This is a genomic window from Bifidobacterium callitrichidarum (genome assembly GCF_003129905.1).
GTDB classification, from domain to species: domain Bacteria; phylum Actinomycetota; class Actinomycetes; order Actinomycetales; family Bifidobacteriaceae; genus Bifidobacterium; species Bifidobacterium callitrichidarum.
The window spans coordinates 160079-178392 of the sequence record NZ_QFFM01000003.1; the positions used below are offsets into that span (position 1 = coordinate 160079).

At 54.1% G+C, this 18314-nt stretch carries 18 protein-coding genes; 16 read left to right on the plus strand and 2 right to left on the minus strand.

The window, feature by feature from the left end:
* Position 1 precedes the first annotated feature (1 nt).
* The gene (locus tag DF196_RS02390; protein WP_109056340.1) at positions 2–748 is read left to right on the plus strand and encodes a hypothetical protein; all 747 of its coding nucleotides are present in this window, start codon (positions 2–4) and stop codon (positions 746–748) included.
* A gap of 99 nt (positions 749–847) precedes the next feature.
* Here DF196_RS02390 and DF196_RS02395 read toward each other — a convergent pair whose 3' ends face one another.
* Entirely contained in the window at positions 848–1603 is a 756-nt protein-coding gene (locus DF196_RS02395; protein WP_109056341.1) for a hypothetical protein, read from the minus strand.
* Positions 1600–2307 carry a helix-turn-helix domain-containing protein gene (locus DF196_RS02400; protein WP_146194679.1) on the minus strand — a complete coding sequence of 236 codons (708 nt, stop codon included), beginning with the start codon at positions 2305–2307 and terminating at the stop codon, positions 1600–1602. The genes DF196_RS02395 and DF196_RS02400 overlap by 4 nt, the downstream gene beginning before the upstream one ends.
* A 154-nt stretch (positions 2308–2461) precedes the next feature.
* On the opposite strand from DF196_RS02400, the gene DF196_RS02405 reads away from it, so the two are divergent.
* The 15 genes from DF196_RS02405 to DF196_RS02465 all read left to right on the plus strand — a co-directional run bounded on the left by DF196_RS02405 (position 2462) and on the right by DF196_RS02465 (position 18112).
* Positions 2462–2698: a hypothetical protein gene (locus DF196_RS02405; protein WP_146194680.1), complete on the plus strand. Its 237-nt coding sequence runs from the start codon at positions 2462–2464 to the stop codon at positions 2696–2698.
* Between the two features lie 75 nt (positions 2699–2773).
* The gene (locus DF196_RS02410) at positions 2774–4429 is read left to right on the plus strand and encodes a hypothetical protein (protein WP_158276250.1); all 1656 of its coding nucleotides are present in this window, start codon (positions 2774–2776) and stop codon (positions 4427–4429) included.
* 219 nt (positions 4430–4648) lie between these two features.
* Positions 4649–6481, plus strand: a complete 1833-nt coding sequence (locus DF196_RS02415) for a helicase-related protein (RefSeq protein WP_158276251.1) — start codon at positions 4649–4651, stop codon at positions 6479–6481.
* Between the two features lie 219 nt (positions 6482–6700).
* Complete coding sequence (locus DF196_RS02420; protein WP_109056346.1) at positions 6701–7138, plus strand: hypothetical protein; 438 nt, start codon at positions 6701–6703, stop codon at positions 7136–7138.
* A 2-nt stretch (positions 7139–7140) separates the two neighbouring features.
* A complete protein-coding gene (locus DF196_RS02425) occupies positions 7141–7977 on the plus strand; it encodes a hypothetical protein (protein WP_109056347.1) in 837 nt (278 codons plus the stop codon).
* 252 nt (positions 7978–8229) lie between these two features.
* Positions 8230–8865, plus strand: a complete 636-nt coding sequence (locus DF196_RS02430) for a hypothetical protein (RefSeq protein ID WP_109056348.1) — start codon at positions 8230–8232, stop codon at positions 8863–8865.
* A 164-nt stretch (positions 8866–9029) separates the two neighbouring features.
* Positions 9030–9203: a hypothetical protein gene (locus tag DF196_RS13405; RefSeq protein ID WP_158276252.1), complete on the plus strand. Its 174-nt coding sequence runs from the start codon at positions 9030–9032 to the stop codon at positions 9201–9203.
* Positions 9204–9220: 17 nt separating this feature from the next.
* The gene (locus DF196_RS02435) at positions 9221–9841 is read left to right on the plus strand and encodes a DUF3841 domain-containing protein (protein ID WP_241519546.1); all 621 of its coding nucleotides are present in this window, start codon (positions 9221–9223) and stop codon (positions 9839–9841) included.
* A 339-nt stretch (positions 9842–10180) separates the two neighbouring features.
* Positions 10181–10570 (plus strand): hypothetical protein, encoded by a 390-nt coding sequence (locus tag DF196_RS13225; protein WP_146194681.1) that lies wholly within the window; start codon positions 10181–10183, stop codon positions 10568–10570.
* Positions 10571–11983: 1413 nt separating this feature from the next.
* A complete protein-coding gene (locus tag DF196_RS13410) occupies positions 11984–12511 on the plus strand; it encodes a DUF5011 domain-containing protein (protein WP_158276253.1) in 528 nt (175 codons plus the stop codon).
* 17 nt (positions 12512–12528) lie between these two features.
* Entirely contained in the window at positions 12529–13458 is a 930-nt protein-coding gene (locus DF196_RS02445; RefSeq protein WP_109056351.1) for a DsbA family protein, read from the plus strand.
* Between the two features lie 85 nt (positions 13459–13543).
* Complete coding sequence (locus DF196_RS02455; protein ID WP_146194683.1) at positions 13544–14911, plus strand: RCC1 domain-containing protein; 1368 nt, start codon at positions 13544–13546, stop codon at positions 14909–14911.
* Between the two features lie 512 nt (positions 14912–15423).
* Positions 15424–15756 (plus strand): hypothetical protein, encoded by a 333-nt coding sequence (locus DF196_RS02460; protein WP_109056354.1) that lies wholly within the window; start codon positions 15424–15426, stop codon positions 15754–15756.
* A gap of 251 nt (positions 15757–16007) precedes the next feature.
* The gene (locus DF196_RS13230; protein ID WP_146194684.1) at positions 16008–16796 is read left to right on the plus strand and encodes a hypothetical protein; all 789 of its coding nucleotides are present in this window, start codon (positions 16008–16010) and stop codon (positions 16794–16796) included.
* A gap of 179 nt (positions 16797–16975) precedes the next feature.
* On the plus strand, positions 16976–18112 hold the full coding sequence (locus DF196_RS02465) for an InlB B-repeat-containing protein (protein WP_109056355.1): 1137 nt from the start codon (positions 16976–16978) through the stop codon (positions 18110–18112).
* The last annotated feature ends 202 nt before the right edge of the window (positions 18113–18314 follow it).

Genomic DNA, 18314 nt, shown 5'->3' on the forward strand with positions numbered 1-18314 from the left:
CATGGGTGTGCGACGGATCGTGCCGATCATCCTGGAAGGCACCACGGACGCGGACGTGCTCGTGGACGCCTTCAACAAGCTCCTGCATAGTTCGGCCGAACTCAAGGAAATCTGCGAGGCCGGCGACATCACCCTCTACCGGATGTATTCGAACGGCAGGCAAGGCGTATCAGGCAAGAGCCCGATCGCCATGGTGCATCAGGCCGTCATGGACAACATCAGCCAACACCACTCCTACGCGCCGAAGGACATCCTCGCCATCCTGCAAGTCATGGACTTGGACGGTTGCATGATCCCCGACGAAAACGTGGTCAAAGGCGAACGACTGGTTTACATGGAAGACCGGATCATCACTCCGAAGGTCACCGCACTGCGCAACAGGAACAGGGAGAAAACGTCGGTCATACGCGAACTGGCCTCCACACCGGAAGACATCACGGTACGGTTCGGCGGCAGGAGCATACCGTACCGTCCGTTCTACATGTCCCGAAACCTGGAACACGTGTTCTGGGACGACGACTCCGTACTCACCGCGGTGGAGAAAAGCCGTCGAGCGAACCGCAAATGGCACGAATACCACCGCAACCCAAGCCAGCTACTGGTCGACCTGAGCCAACCCGACATCCTCCACGGATACACGGATTACACAACCTCATGGCAATGGCCCTGGATCGACTGCAACTCACTGCACCGCGGCTCCAACGTGGCATTCCTGAAAGACGTGGTCTCCACACTCGCCGCACAATAAAACTCCGCGAACCGACCGGATGAAACAATGTCGGCCGAGACGTCCGCTGACCACAATCCCGACATCAACGGGATTTATGCCAGTAGACGATAATCGTGTTCATGATTCCTTGGATTGAGCCCATGCGTGGAAATCGTATAACGCCGTCGTTCCTATATCGCGTAGGTTTCTGTCCAATTCCTGCCAATAGTGGGCTAAGGTGCTATCGGTGAGTTCCTTATAGAGAACTTCGATTCTTTTCCTATCGTTGACGCTGTGAAGTCTTTTGATTTGTTCTTGCGGGTCGTCGATGAGGGACAACAGGAGCGCCGCGTCTTCTAGATGCCGGCTGCGATGGCTGGTTTTGTCCACACTCCATGCGGCGCTCTTCAGCATGATGGCTCCCAGCAAATCCGGGACCGTTATGGTCAGGACTTCGGATTGGTGTTTGATCTGGACGAGCTGGCTTCTTTTGATGGCTTGCCCGCCGCCCGGCATGCCGCATAGTTTCTTGCCATCCAGTGTCGCGTTCTCTCGCTTTTGCCTTCCATAGAGGTAATCCGTGACCATAAGGTCCACCTGATTGTCGGATTTCGTACTAAATCTCGTGGCATATCCGGTCATACTGTCTTCCTCAAGAGCAAATCCCAACGTTCCCAGGAAGTTCCTCATCTGAGTGGCTATACGGTCGTAAGTCAGAATATTCAACAGGAAGTCAGCGTCGTGAGTTGGCCTTACCGGCAGATCATGAAGCATGGAATGCACCTGAACCATAAGACCACCGGTCAGCAGCCATTCGTCCGGATCAAAATGCTTCGCCACGGCGATCACCGTGCTCCACGGGTGGCTTTGATCGGGTACATCAATGGGATTCATGACCGGGAATCCTTTCTTTTGTATTCTTCGAGCAAGTCGTTCAACTTTTCCATACCCGCGTAATGCTCGCGAACCTGACCTGATTCCGACAAGTCCGCAGCACAAACAGCCAACGGCATGGAATCGCCCTCTCCCGGGATGGCGTCAGTGGTTACCCTAAGCCTGATATTCGTCTGACTGACGCCTTCCCTGAGCCTTACTTTGGAAGATAGTTCCTCCAATGATTTCCGTGATATGTATCCTTCGAGGTCGTTCACTCGCACCAGTTCGAACTTATCCGCGAGACTGCCTGTAGCGGAGGAGATTCGGATGAAATCGGATACGGTATCGAAACGGCTTTCCAGACACCAGTACTCTCGTGTCTCCGCCCTACGACTGCATGCGGAAAGCAGGGACTCCACGTCGATTTTCCTCAACCGTGTCTTAAGACGGTATCGTTCCTTGGATGTCAACCAGGTCACGTCTTTTCCGGAAATCATATACAGGGCGGCGAAAGCCATTTTCGGGGAGAACGGTCTGCCGGATTTCCGTTCCCTCTGTTGACAGCGTCTGACCGATTTTGCCGTGACAAGCAGGGTTCCCCCGTTTTTGAATCCCGTTAGGACACCGGTTTCGACTAGTTTTCGGACTCTGCTGGCGGTCATGCCGAGAGACTTTGCGGCTTCGGCCGTGTTCAGTAACGTGTCTCCGTAATCTATCGCCATGCCAACAAGTATACCCATATTTGTTGCGCAAGCGCAATAATTATGGGTATACACAGAAGAGGACCATCGAATCTCCGCTCCCTTCCGAACCGACCACAACCCACTGCTAACATCAGGGATATTGCGGAGGATCAGTGAAATGGACGGCAGGAACATGAGCACGACGGACAGCCAATACGATCAGACAACCCAATGGGATGACGATGACGCGGAGATGCAGGACATCCGCCGCCTGTTCCGGGAACGCGCATCCCATACCAATATCCAGACAGGAAAACAACTCAAGGAGAGTGCCTTGGAGGCGTTCCAGAAGAATGGAAAGCAGTTCATGGAGAAAGCCAGGGCTGAACTCGCACAGCAGCAGACAGGGATGCCGTCCCGTCGGGATTAGTTGGTTTTATTCGCCGGCGCGGCATGTCGTCGCCCGTTTCTTCATATACTGTAGTTGTCCACACATAACAGAGTATTGAAGAAGGCAACCATGCACTCCGACGACCATGAAACCGTATACGAGCGTGATTGGAAACGCTATCATCCCGATAATCGGAGACCTTCGATAGCCGGACCGATCATCATCACCCTGGTTGCCATCGGAGTGTTGGTCGGGCTTGGCTTCTGGTTTCTGAACCCCATCTATCATTGGCTGTGGGTTGCGGTCCGTTACGGCTGGCCCATGCTGGTCTTCTGTATCCTGGGCATCGTCTTCACCGTGAAGGCCGCCACATCCTACGGGTCGAATATGGGTCGTTGGCTGATCGTCGCATGTTCGACCATCGCGTTCACTCTCCTGTGTTTCGCCGCACCGTATGTGACGGCTCATGGCATGTATTTGGCGTCGAATGTGTCCGAATCCGTGGATGCTGGGGAGCTCGATTATCAGCCGCGCACCCCATATGATGTGGCGAAGGCCGTCAGCAATCGTAATCTCGGTGCGACCACGGGTGACGCGCGGGAGGAGAAAACCTATCTGCCTGCGGACGGTACGTGGACGACAACCGTGGAACGACGCGGTTTCGCTCAAGGCTATGAGAGTATCCAGGTCATGAAGCTTCCCCAGTACGGTGAGGCGCGCAATCAGGATGTATCGTTCTGCAGTTTCAACCCGAAGGCGAACCGGAAGCTGGATGGCATGATGTGGTGGAATTCGTTGAATATCGCGATAGCGAACAGGACGAGTCCTTCGACCGTTTGGGATTCGACCGATTCGGTGGCGGTCTGCGCTGACGGTCGTCCGGTGATTTACGTGCCGTTGAAGCAATTGTCCAGCGATATTCTGTTCCCGTATTGGGTTGCCGGCGGCGTCGCCATGTATGACGGTGAAACCGGCGACCTGCAGATCCTCCACGACTATCAGGGCGATCTGCCGTTGTACCCGCAATCCTTGGCATCCGCACAACGTGAATCGTTGAAAGCATCCGAAACGTACTGGGATTATCTGTTCGGTCGAAGCGGTTGGCAGGATACGAGCAACGACCCCAAAGACCCGAACGGGGAGAATCGTGCTGAATTCAGTTTGGAAACGAAAACCAATGTCGGCGAATACATCACTCCACTGACTGTGCGCGGCAGTTCGTCCAGTATCACCGCGGTCGGCAGCATCGACAGTGGCATGAACCGGGTGGGCGAGTTAGCCCCGTACACTGTCCACCGGTTCCCTGACGGCGTCTCACGTCAGGCGAACAGTGCTGTGGTCGCGACCATCACCGGCAGTATCCTCAACGGATACAAGGCGCAGGGGTTGACGGTGTTCGAAATCGTGCCCGGCCATGACGGCAAATGGGTGGCGACGATCGGCAAATCGCAGAGCATCCTCTACAAGGCCGACATCAGTCTGGACGGGACGATAGTCCTGAAGGACCGGGACGGGAATATCGTCGCCAGCAACAGCGACAATCCGGACCAACAGTCACAGGACGACTCATCCGACACAAGCCAGAGCGAGACGAACGCCGATAAGACGGGCGCCGACGATACGGCCGGTAAGACCGATGACGGCGAACCCAGCAACAAGACAGACAACGGTGATTCCAAAACCACCAGCCGGCAGGAAGACATCCAACGCCTCCAACAATTATTGGATGAGGCCAACAAGCTGGCGCGGAAAATCCAACAGGAACAGTGACCGCCGCCACTCAAGCGAACCGACGCAACCTTACGGTGTCGCGGCGGCATATTCTTGGGAAATAGGCGGATCAGGCATCGATTGGAGAAAAGAATGGGCAAGAAACCTTCCCAGCATCGTATCGAGGCATCAGCGCTCCGGAAATTGCTGCATGTAGATCAGGATTGGCTTGACGCCCATTTCGAAGAGATTCACGTCACAAGGTCGAAAGGCGGTGCCGTGAAATCCCCTAAAGGCGCGTACATGTACAACCGGCTCAAGGCCATCGACGCGTTGAAGCGTGACGATCCTGACAAATACAAGGTCTTCCAGGCTGAGGATGAGGAGCGCAAACGTCGCCAACGGGAGGCGCAGAAACGCCAACGGCAGGAGATGGAACGTATCCGACGCGAACAGGAGGAAGCTCGTCAGCGGGCCATCCAACGTCGTGAGCATGCGATGCAGGTCGTACCAGCGTCACATGCTGCGATGGATCCGGTCGGCTTCTACGCCAAATATCGTCGTCCCGGCCGCAGGTTCATCCTGCACGTCGGCCCGACAAACAGCGGCAAAACCCATGACGCTCTGGAAGCGCTCCGTACAGCCGGTTCGGGCGCGTATTTGGCGCCGTTGCGTCTGCTCGCCTTGGAGGTCGGTGAGACGCTGCGTGAATCCGGGGTGCCTTGTTCGATCATCACCGGCGAGGAACAATCCCTGATGGCGGGAGCCATGCATGTGGCTGAGACCGTGGAATTGGCTGACTTGACGCAATCCTATGATGTTGCGGTCATCGATGAGGCGCAGATGATGGCTGATCCGGATCGTGGCGGTGCTTGGACCCGTGCGATCCTCGGCCTGGACGCTCCCATCATCCATGTGTGCACGAGTCCGAACGCGGTCCCGTTGCTGCGCAAGCTCATCGACTGGTGCGGTGACCGCATGGAGATCGTCCGTCATGAACGGCAGACACCGCTCACCGTGGAGGACGAACCCTTTGATGGGACGCCCCAACAGGGTGATGCGATCATCGCATTCTCCCGCAAGCAGGTGATCGCGACCGCCGCCGCATTGGAGGACAAGGGCATCACCACGTCCGTCATCTACGGTGCCCTGCCGTGGTCGGCCCGCAGGTTTGAGGCCAAACGGTTCCGTACCGGCGAATCCAAGGTATTGGTCGCCACCGATGCGATCGGCATGGGCCTGAACCTGCCCATCCGGCGAATCGTCTTCTCGGAGACGGTGAAATACGACGGGTACAGTGAACGGCCTTTGACCGGGGATGAGGTCAAGCAGATCGCGGGCAGGGCCGGCCGTTTGGGCATGTTCGACCAAGGACTGGTCACAGGCATGGACGGGAAGTCGACCCAATGGTTGAAGACGAAACTGGACGAACCGTACGCGCCGCTCCCGTTCATCAGTCTTGCGTTCCCGCGTGAACTGGGTATGGATATCGATGCGAACCTGACGGACATCCTCACCGCCTGGAGCAAGGCGCCGACCCCTGATCCGATCATGCACCGTGAGGATCTGAGCAACGCCATGCTGGCCGCGGACCTCACGGAGGAAACCGAATCGGAACTCGACCTGCACCTATACCGTGTCCAGGAATTGGGATTGGCGTTCACCACCGCCAACCTCGACAACGAACACGACTACCAGGAATTCAACGACCTCCTCTACGGATTGGAAAACATGAACGAACCGGGCTGGACCCACGACATGCTCCCCAACCCGGATGACGAGAGCGACTGGCATGAAATGTTCGGCATCCTCCCCGACTCCCTCCGCTACTTGGAATACCGGCTCCACTCGCTGGGCATCAGGTATTCGTTCGCCAAAGCCATGGACCTCATGGACTCCACGATGACCGAACAATTCCGTCAGACACGCGAACGCCTGGAGTTGGAGGTTATCGAGAAGGTCAGCGGCTCCAAGAACGCGCTGGTGGAACGCCGGGTGCAACGCGCCCCACGACGCTCATATGACGACTACTGGTACGACAACGACTATGACAACTACGACGACGACTTCGAGGTGACGAAGCCGATTACTGAGAGTAGTCGGCGGGCGTGAAGGCAGGTGTCCAATCGTGTAGGGTGCGTTGCTGGTTTTAGGGCATTCCTTGGTTTATTGCTTATCGCATTAGTTCAGGGGATGCCTTTTTTCGTGATCGTCGGTATCGGAAATGGCATTACCGGCGTGTCGCATCATATACATGCATATACTGTTCTTGTCCACACGAAAACGATTGGTTCATAAACCAGTCGGAAAACAGAAAAACGGAGAAGAACAATGACCAACTACCAGAACGCGCCCGCCGTGGAACTCAAGAAGAAGCCCCGCCACATCGACCCGGTCAAGGAGATGAACGACAAGAGCCGGAAGGCCATCGAGGTGCTGCGAACCCCGCAGGTCACGGAGTGGGCGAAAGACAATACCCTTCCGTCGATTCTCGAAGCCATCCGCCCCATCATCAGGACGGAAGCCCAGGAGTTGAAGGCCGCACTCAAGCGTAACTACAACGTCGAAATGCCCGAACCCCTGGCCGAACTCTGGATCGCCGACCAGCTACGCAAGGGCGTCCGTGACGAAACCGACCGTATGGCGGTCTCCGCAATGAGCAAGGACTGCTATCGCATCAACGTCTGCCGAACGGTCGGCGTCCGACAGCAGAACGGGAACGGCCGATTCCCGAACCTTCCCAAGGCGCGAATGCAGGAGAAGGACTGACCATGGGCTCCATTTCCCGTGACAGGCTGAAGCGCAACGGCGACCAGTGGGATGTCTACAACGCCGGCGAAACGGAGGCATGCGGTTTCGTCCTCAAGCTGCCGAACGACAAATGGGTGGCATATTACATGTCCGGTCTACACCCCATCAAACTGTCCAGAACCTACGGTCAACGCGGGGATGCGGTGTGGGCCGTGAGATTCGAATGCAAACTCACCAGGAAGATAATTGGCGACCGGTATCTCGATGGAACCGGTTCGGTTGATGTCTGCCGCGCGGCCGCGATCAACCCTCTCTATGGGGAGGCAGGTGGCCAGACGAAGGCCTGGTGGCTGAATCTTATGGATTCGCTCCACTTGGAGGATAGCGATGTCAGGTTCGAATGGCGTCCTGGTCCAAGCCAGAAACGCATGGACGTGTATTTTCCCGGACGGCTCGTGGTCGAACAGAAAGCCAATCGCGTCGAGCTCGACAGCAATCACGCTTCCCCTGATTACGGGACCGCCTGTAATCAGGTCAATACGTATCGGGAGCAGCTTGAAGCGGTCGGCCAGGGTTGCGCCGTCTACTCGGTTTGCAACTACAGGGAATTCAGGGCGTTCCTCCCCGACTATCGCGGCAAGCTCATCGAAGTCGAACGATTCGATCTCAAACTGGATGATGACGCGTTCCGATTCAAGACGTTCCTGTACGCGCTCCTGAAGGATATCCCGTTGAAGGATGCGGCGGACGTCCTGAACGGGACCGCACCTGTCGGAAAGTCCGATCTGGGACCGGGGCTTTGGAGCGAGCTCACCAGATTCACCCATCCGAAACTATCCCTCGCCCTGGGCTGCTGAAGACGAGAACCCGCCAGCCTTCCCTGATGTTCCGTATTGCGCTCCGGATTCGCCATCTGGATTCCCGGGGCGCAGAATCCGTCCGAGGAGTTTTATTTTCAAGTAGCCCTTTATATCTTTTTATATTTCGATAAACCTTTTATATCGTTTTATATTTGCCGGCATGTCCTTCGATAACATACGGAGTCCCACACACCACGGTTGGACCCCTCACATTGAAGGACATGACACTGGCGATTAAGCTCGAGGACGATGATGAACAAGCCGATAATCTATCTTGACTTCGACGGGGTGATCAACCAGATTAACCCGTTCGGCATCCCACGCACTAGTACAGGCGGAGAGTATCCGATCGACGTGGTGAAGGTCGCGGATACGCCGGAAGGCCGGTATCGGTGCCGGTGGAATAGGAGTCTTGCCGATGGCCTGTATGCGCTGCGTGACAGGGCGGAGTTGAAATGGTTGTCAACATGGCAGCCGTTCACCGACGTGCTGAACCGACTACTCGACTGGTCCCCTACCGTGGTCGAAACCGTCCGATGGTATGACGCTGACTCCAAGAACGGCATCTGGACCGGCAAACCAGATCATATTCTCAGCCGTATCAGGTTCGAGAACACCGAACCGGAGCCAGCTCCTATCGTCTGGGTGGATGATGAGGAATGCGACTACGACGCCTACCAGCGGATACTCGACGCCGACCCGGAATCCAGGATCCTCATGATCCGACCCGACTGCAGGATCGGTATTAGTCCGCGACAGTTCGAACTCATCACACGGTTCGTCAACGACCCGGATGGGTTCGAGGAACCGGTGACGTGGGATGTAGAACCATCGGCGAACGAGGTTGACCCGGATATGGGCGTCGGCTTCAGAAAGGACCACTAATGCGACTGGATTATTCACAGGCAGGTTTCAAAGCCGGATTCACACATGGCGCCAAGAGAGCACTCTCCAGCCTCATTGGAAACCATCACGTCGGCCAACCGATCTGGCCTGCTCCCCCAATGCCCTCCATCAGCGCCTTTCTAACGGCGCATGGCGGCACTTCGATGAGCCGAACAGAATTCAACCACGCGGAATCGGAATGGTATGCGATGCTCGACGAACGCAACCGTGTATTCGACCGGTATTTGCAGGGCATGCGCGCAGGCAACATCACCACATGGCTTGCGGCCGTCATCCTGTTCGTTGGATGCTGCCTACTAGCCAGCTGGCTCATCTAACAGGAAGAAAGAACCCAGTGGGAACCGACAACCAGCAACTCATCAACCTCTATTCGTTCCAACCATGGCCGGTAATCGAACAAGCATTCGCCGACCATGGCTCATACACGCCATCAGCAGCGCTCGCAAAACAACAGGATTACCAGGATAACGGCGACAACGAATGGTGGAACGCCTTACAACCCGCATACCAGTGGATCATCAGCGAAATGACGAGACGTGGACTATCGCAGCCGTCCGAGGATGCGACACCACTCTGGGCTTGGATGCAATGGGTTGACAGCCAAGGCAACGTCAGACGTGAGCCGGATCGGAATGATGAGAGCTTCGAATCCGACAGGGATTCCGACCTCATCCACCTGCGTATACCAGCCGACCGAGTACTGCTAACCGATTTCGAAGCCTTCCACTGGGTAATCAACAACTGGCCGCTAGCACCAAAAGAATCCACCGACTGGACCGACGAACAATACGACAAATGGTTGGACGAACACTGGGATGACAGTCCGGAACAGAAACAGCAGCAATGGCCTGACAGGGTCATCGTCACGCCAGACGATCTGCCGCACCGTTGGGTACAGGCATGCGTCTGGACCATCGCTCCGGATGACGTAATCTCCGTCAACAGAGTCGAATAGGAGCATCAGAACCCCGATAATCTGACTGGTTCCGAACCTGATCGGAAACAACGGCAAACCAGCAGAATAGTTGGATTGCCGTAAGCATCTCTTGCAAGGAGCAGTCCTCTATGATCACAAGAAAAACGTTGCGGGGGGGGGCTTAGAATCCTCTCCGTCCTCGCCATTGTCGCGCTAACTGCTTGGTCATTGTTCTTCGGCGCGGTACAGGGATACGCTGAAGAGTCGAAACCGATCTCTGCGGTCATCAACGGCTCAATACTGACAGTGAACCATTCGGATGGAACCGTCTCCACTTATATGGTATCCGGTGGAGGCACCTCCTATACAATCAGCAACATGGGCGGCCCATCTTATTCTTCCACTGCCGCATACTCTCAGAGGATTTATGTCTCCGAGGGCTTGCAAAATGCTCATTCCTTTGTGGAACTTGCACACGATCCAGGAGTTTTGGTTAGCGTAGAAGCGGGCACGAACTATGCAGGTACAGACCGTATCAAAGGCACAGCCTACGAAGCTAATAGTTCATGTTATACCGGTACTGCCACTTCACCGGCCTTTTTCTGCATGACGGTGGGCCTTAAGGAGAAACCAGCCAGCAATGTGACGCAAGTGTACGCCGTTCCAAGCAGCGGTCTTCCCGATGGTCTGACCGGTTATGGCGTAATGGCGCTGTCGGTTATGGCTGCTGGTGTAATCGCGGTCATTGTCCGCAGGAGGAGTGCATGAAATCGGCTGCCCGTTCAACAATTGGATAAACGCAAGATATCCAACCGTCGAAACAGCTGTTATCAATCTTTGAGGTAAAACAGGTTCCAGATCGGCATGAGAATGGGGTTGTTCGGAGAATCCTCCAGACAACCCCATTTCGTTGTGTTATCAGTGATTCTCCACAAAAGGCAATTCCTGCAAGGAGCACCAATGAACAATAGAACCATGCTGCGGGGGGGGGCTTAGGTTTATAGCGTTGCTTGCTGTCATAATCTTAGGAGTCACCTTCGCTTCGACACCTAAGACAAGCAATGCCGCCACAGCTTCGCCCGTAGACCTTTCAATGGATTGCACCAATTATGCGGATTACGGAGGAAGTCTCGCCGGGGCCAGCAATCTAGCTGCCAAATGCTCCATCGCAGTGGAATATTCGGACGGTACGGCCAAGTATGATTCAATCGACATAGCCACCAGTGGGCGAAGGGGTACGACATCTCTGCCTGTCATCAAGGATGGAGCAGGATACAAGCAGAAAACCTCATGCATATCCGTTGGCACAATATCAAGCGGAAGTGCCATGGGATTGCCCGGAACCCCGGTATGCATCACAGTCGGCCTCGCCAAGAAACCAGTATCGGAAACCAGCCAAACCGTCGCCCAAATGCCAACCACAGGAGCCCCCGAAGGCTTATCGACCATCGGATTAGCTGCAATGACGGTAGCTGTTTTCGCTCTTTCCATAGTGGCCACCGTCCGCAGGAGTAGAGCCTGAGACCAGTCGCCTGTTTCCATTAGCTGGATATCCGTTAAATATTCGAACCGCTGAAACAGCTGTCATCAGTCTTTGCGGCAAAACAGATTCCGGCCCGGCATAAGAATGGGGTTGTTTGGGGAACCGACCGAACAACCCCATTTTCGTTGTCTCGATTGGCTTCCTTGAATTTGTCTTTCCTTGCAAGGAGCGAAAATGGAAGTAAGAAGACTATTGCGGGGGGGGGGCTTAGACTCATAGCCTCGATGGCGTTTGTTTTCCCTCTTCTACTGGCTACCGGGTTCCTCACACAACCATCTTATGCAGGCGAAAATCCAGGATCCTGCGTTGGTGGTGTGCACTATTCGATTCAGTACAGCGGCAGTTGCACAGGGCCTACCAGCTGCAGCTACGGATATACTCTCGTAAACGGATGTCGTACGACGGTCTCCAGAACCAAGACAGGCGAATGCACCGGAGTGGAGACACATACGACATCAGGATCCCGCTGGTGCTCCTATAACGGTCCTTCGAAAAGCACTTATTACGCGACATTAAACTACAACGCGAACGGCGGCAACGGTGCCCCAGCATCCCAGTCCGCTTCGATTTACGCGACCTCGGCAAGCGGCAGTCATACGTTCTCCGTCCCGAATACGAAGCCCACGAGGAAAGGCTACGTGTTCCTAGGTTGGGATACCAACAAGAATACGAAAACGCCTTCCATCAAACCTGATCCGACAACAGGTAAATTCACGGCAACCGTTTCGGTGAATTTTGGCTCCACCAAAACCTTGTATGCGATTTGGACTGTTGATGCCGATACGACGAAGCCTGTGTTGAAGGGTGTCGTGGATAAGACGATAACCGTGGGAGACACGTTCAATCCGATGGACGGCGTGACCGCCACGGATGACAGGGATGGTGACGTGACCGCGAATGTCAAGGTTACGGGAACAGTGGATACGAAGACCGACGGCAAATACGAGCTCACTTATGAGGTGAGCGACAAGGCTGGCAACAAAACAACAGCGACACGTACCATCACCGTGCAACCGCCTTTCACGGGAAGCATGCCTTCCACCGGAGTCGATGCCAGTACTGAGGTTATAGTCGCGTTCGTGGCCATGATGAGCGCCGCAATCTCGATTCCTCTCTCTCGGAGAATAATCCGACATCAGAGCCAATCATCCAGGAACATGCATTAGGTCGAGGAGCAAAAGATTTGACCGAAACCAGGCCGATACAAACAGGGAAAGAATCCAAGACGTCAAACACCAATCCATGGATTCGAACCTCAGCGGTTCTCACCACGGTAATCGTCATCATGGCTTTCGCCATCGGATACCTGCTGGCCTCCTACAAAACCTGTACGGCCACGCAGGATAAGACACAGCAATCAGCGCAAAGCTCCTCCGTAGACATCAAACAGATGGCCAAACAGATGAACGAATCAGACGTCAAACCCAGTAAGGCCAGTGAGCAGGGCGGGTTCCTGATCTCCAAAAACGGTTACAACAAGCCGGTCAGGAACGTTCCCACCATCGGCGTATATGAGGAGCCGATGTGTCCCTACTGCGGTGAATTGAACCGAAGCATCGACCCCATGCTGACGAAAATGGTGAAGTCCGGCCAAATCAACATGGACCTACACTTGGTGAATTTCCTCAACTCAGCCAGCACGGACTCGTATTCCGATCGCGTCGTCAACGGTGCGATAACCATCATCGAACTCGACAAGCATCCCGAACACCTGTTGGGATTCCTATCCAACATCTATGAGAAGGATTTCCAACCAGGCGAAGGCGAGAACTACACTCCGGTCTCAAACGGTCAGCTCATAGAACAGGCAGTCAAAGCCGGCGTGAATCGGCAGGTTGCAGAAAAGGCTTTCTCCAGTCCTCTGACCTATAAGAACTGGGTTGACGCGGAAACCGCGTATACGACCAACAGGCCGGATCTCACGTCCGACAATCAAACCGGTTTCTCGACACCAACCATGACCATCAACGGGAAAGTCTGGACTCGAACTCAGACGTCGTCTGATTACGAGAGTCTGCGGAAGGAACTGCTTAAAGCCATCGGATTGGCCGAGTCCAATGTTGGAGTGGAAACAGTCAAACCTTCCATAGGCGACTCCGGCCAGTACAATTAACCACTTCTCAGGACTCAACGGCATTCTTCTCGCAAGGCCTACATGCGGGAACCGCCGGACCATAAGAATTGGGTTGGTTAGCGCCTTGGCGTCTGCCAACCCAATTCTTGTATTTCCGCCAGATTGCCGGTGTTGTTCTTGGTTAAGGAGTGTTTTTTATGATTCTGAAGAATATCGTGCGGGGGGGGGGCTTGCTTTAGCTCTTTCCGCGTTGCTGACTGCATGCCTTCCCGGAACGCCCACTATCGCCGATTCAGGCGGTTCGGATATTAGCCATGCCTACGCTTATAGCGGCGTCAGCGTCAGCGGCGGTATCAACACCATGTGGATCTATGACTCGAAAGGCCCCTATCAGATACCCGATATCAATCAGGGTTTCCAAGCTCAAAGTTTGGTTGCCCCGGAACAGCAGGCTGGACACCCGGGAGGCCAAGGTCAAATCAGCGCTCCATACCTTATCGACGGTAACGGAAACATATGGGCGTATGCCACTGGAAGCAATACGGCATTCACCAATACTACAAATGTGGAGTCGTTCACCCCATTGGGAGGCGGAGCATCCGCTACCGGGAAGAACCCCAAATACATCCAACTCGCAACATATCTCAAGGTCCCGCTGGGCTTAAAAGCCGATGGAAGCGTCTGGCGAATCAGCAACACCAGCGAAACAAAATTGAACGGCTCATACTCCTATCAGGAGATTATCCCGGCGATAGACGGCCTCTACGGTTTGGACTCCAATGGCGATATCCGCTTAATCTACAACGGGCTTGGCGGTTCACTCGGCTTGAATACGGCTGTTGTGTCCGGGCATAAGTTCACGAATTTCGCGAGAATCGACGTCTCCAACAATGACGCTGCAAACGAAACCGTAACATGGGCAGCCATCGCGGATGACGGCGTATATACCTGGGGTGACCCGCACTCAGCGAGTTTGCTGGGTGATGGCAGTACCGCGAAACGTACCCAACCAAAGCTTGTACTCTCCGGCTCCTTCAAACAAGTTGTTCTCTCCATTGACGGTGGCGCGGCTTTGGATTCCAACGGAGAAGTATATTCCTGGGGTTCTTCGAATTCAGGTGGTGCAACCCCGGTCAAGGTCAATATCAGCACAAAAGTTGTGAAGCTCAATGCTCTTGCCGTATCCAAAAAAGGAACAAATGGTGGGTTGGAACGGTTGGCTGCAGTCGATGATCAGGGTCACGCTTACCGTTGGGGGTACACGTACAAGTACAGCAATCCCCGCAAAATGGATACGGACCTGTTCGTCACCGATATCAATCTGAACCGGCAGTGGATCATCGCATCCGACAGGACTAGTCAGTCAGCTAATGTGATTGCCCAGATGCCGACTACGGGAGCCCCTATTGGTGTTTCTCCGATTGGATTGTATGCTCTTGGCCTTGGCCTGATCGGAGTCTCGATTCTTCTGATACGACGCCGAGCGATCTGACTAAAAGATGTGCCCTGGGGTGGTTAGACAGAAGCAGACTTTGACCACCCCGATCTTAACCATGAGGAATATGGGTGTGAGGCTATAGGGGTACTTTTCGATAAAAGAAGTATGGAATCACCAATCGGGCTGCTAATTAATCCGACAACGGCGCTGAAGATGGTCCGAACTGACATAATGAGGTTGTCTTGAGAGATTTCGAGGCAACCTCATTTCGTTGTCGTTGCAACGTAATCGAAGCCACATGTTTCCTTGCAAGGAGTCATTAATTATGAAAACATTGTTGCGGGGGGGGGCTTAGCTTCATACTGCTTGCCGCCGTCCTCTCCTCATTATTGCTACTACCCCAGCCGGTAAACGCCGAAACCAGTCAGTATACGGGGATAACCGTCGGATGCGGAGGTCAATCCTTTTCCAAAATCAATAATGACGGTCTTCCTGCGTTTGATATAAAACCCAATTGCGTTATTTTAGTCAGGAAATCGGATGGGACATCAATCCGAGGAAACTATTTGTACACAAAAACCAACGGGCAATACCAGGCATCATTGACCGACAGTATTAAAGACATCGTGCAAGTCGATGACGGTTATGATCAGACAGTCGCCTGTTATCCGACGGACATTATGGGAAGTGGGAACAACTACGGCACAAGTACTTCCGTCGTTAGATCGGAATGCATGGTGTTCGGCCTAAAGGATAAGCCTGTCTCTTCATCAACCACAGTTGTGCAACAGATGCCGACTACGGGCGCGCCGGAGGGGTTGTCGACCATTGGTTTGGTCGCCATCATCATCGGCCTGCTGGGTGTCACAGCGATGAGGGCCCATAGACGCCGAGTCTGATTACCGGTTATATGACCTTGAGAATGGGCTTGCTTTGGGGTTGTCCTGGAGCAAACCCATTCCTTTGCTGTTGCAAGGGTTTATGGGTGTTTTTCTCTCTTGCAAGGAGCTTTCATGCGTTTAACCAAAACCATTGCGGGGGGGGGGCTCGGGTTCTTATCCTCCTCATGTCGCTAATATGTAGCACAAGCTTCATTTCCCTGACACCACAGCGCACGCAAGCAATAGAATCCAAGCCGGTTTCAATCTCCATGGGAGCCAAAAACACTATCACCATAGGATACGAAAATGGAAGTGTGCGAATACACGGAATCAACGTCTCGGATGGAACAAAAATAGACGGTGTGGATGTAACGCTCCCAGATGGGAGATTCATGCCATTCCCGGGAGAACCAGGCGTCCTGATAGGCGAAAGCACCGGCATGGCGGATGGCCCTTCGATAAGAGCTTCCGTACTTTCTGATCAAGGATGGATGCCTCAAACCATGTATTGGCTCAACTTCAACAACTCAACCATCACAGCAGTGACAGTAGCCCTTAAAGAAAAACCGGCAAATGCTCCAACCTCGACAGCGCTGTCTAAAGTAGATTCCCAAACCCCGGGCACCAATGTCGGACTGGAGGCGTTCACCGTCGCACACGCCAACGGTATTGTGACGACCCATTTGGCGCGAACATATTCTAATTATGGCAGCAGCCTAGGGCTACCAGAAGGGCTCTTTCTCTCTATTGACAATCAAAAACCACGTGAGGTAGCAATAGGAGAGCTTTCGCAACTCAGCACCGAGCCAGATGTTGTAATAGGCACTTCAGGATCGGAACCGACAACAGGTGGCGGTTATACGACGGGATATAATCCTCAAACAATTCAGAATGTGACTGTCGCATTGAAATCCAAACCCAGCCCGCAAACTCCGGTAAACATTGTCCAAATGCCAACCACGGGTGCGCCTGCGGGCTTGTCTTCCATTGGTTTGTTGGCTGTTTGTTCTGGCTTGGCGGGATTGATTGTCATGTCGATGAGACGTCGCCGCAGCTGACGTTCTCCGGTCATCCTTGAGAATGGGCTTGTTCTGGTTTGTATGCCAGGTCAAGCCCATTCCCTGTTTTGCAAGGGGTTTGGGTTTGTGTTTACCTTGCAAGGAGTTTTTATGAAGTCAACCAAAACTGTTGCGGGGGGGGGGCTCGTCTTCTAGCCCTGCTGTTGGGTGGTATTACCATGCTGGCAATCGGATTGACCGTCCCAACCAGCGTGCAGGCCGCATCCGACTATTCTATCCCTGAATGCCCGACCGAATGGGTCAAACAAACCTATTCAGCCAATGATGACAACGCATGGGAAAAAGACGTAGCCGCTTTTAATGCCAGACTGGCAAGCGGAGCCATCCCTGGTCCCACATCCATCACGGAAAGCATGAGCGTCACAGAGAAATGCGGCGATCAGGGTCTACGAATAACCTATTCAAACGGTGACAAATGGACGATCTACAAAATCGATGACGGACTGCGAATCTGGGGCGAAAACCTCAAAGGCACCTACTCGACAACCAACATCGCCGGTGTTCGACAAATCAACGGCAGTCAACGCGGTGGCCTCTACTATGTGAACGGCACCTTCGCCTACACCAACTACTATTATCTGTCCATCATCACGGGGGCGACCATCAAAACCGCAGGAACAGGTGCCAGCGGTCCAATGAGTTTAAACGCGACCGCATCCACCGCCGTCTATCAGGTGACGGACAGCAACGACCAGTCGAAGGTCATGCCCGTATTGGATGCGAACGATGGCATGTTCCAGAACACCTACGGGATCACAACGCCGGTCATCGCCGAAAACGGGTTGGCGGACTGGACCGCCAGCCACACACCAACACGTCCTGGCTACACGTTCAAGCAATGGTCCACTGATCAAGCCGGCCAGCATCCCATTGATGCGAAAGCCAATGTCAATCATGCGGAGTATTTGTACGCGCAATGGGAGAAGACTGCGGGAGATCCACAGAAGGTTGACTTGGACTGCTCCACCGGTGGACGCTGCGAACTGACGGTCAACTATGCGAACTCGACTGCATTGACTCGTGAATTCCAACCCGGGTCGGCTGAACTGTCATGGGCTGGCGCGCCAATCACTGGAGTCCGATTGGATGCCAACGGGTATGCCGCCGACGGCGCGTGCTCGGACGTCCGCTGTTGGTATGTGAGTTTGGAGAAGGCCCCGCAGAATTCAACTTCATACCAGGCTCAGATGCCGACTACTGGTGCGCCTGAAGGTTTATCTCAGATTGGCATGATTGCTATTGCGCTTGGTTTGATGGGCTTGTCGGTGTTGGCTGTCAAGCGTAATCGCGTCTAATCGATGCTCTTGGAATAGGCAGAATGGGCTTGCTTTGGAATCAAACCAGAGTAAGCCCATTTCCTTTGCCTTAACAGGTTTTAGGGCTTGTTCAACACCTTGCAAGGAGATTGAATGTTCACAAAGCAACAGTTGCGGGGGGGGGGGCTTAGATTTGAACCCCTGTGCCTTTCCGGAATTGGCCTGATGATCCCGTTCCCAA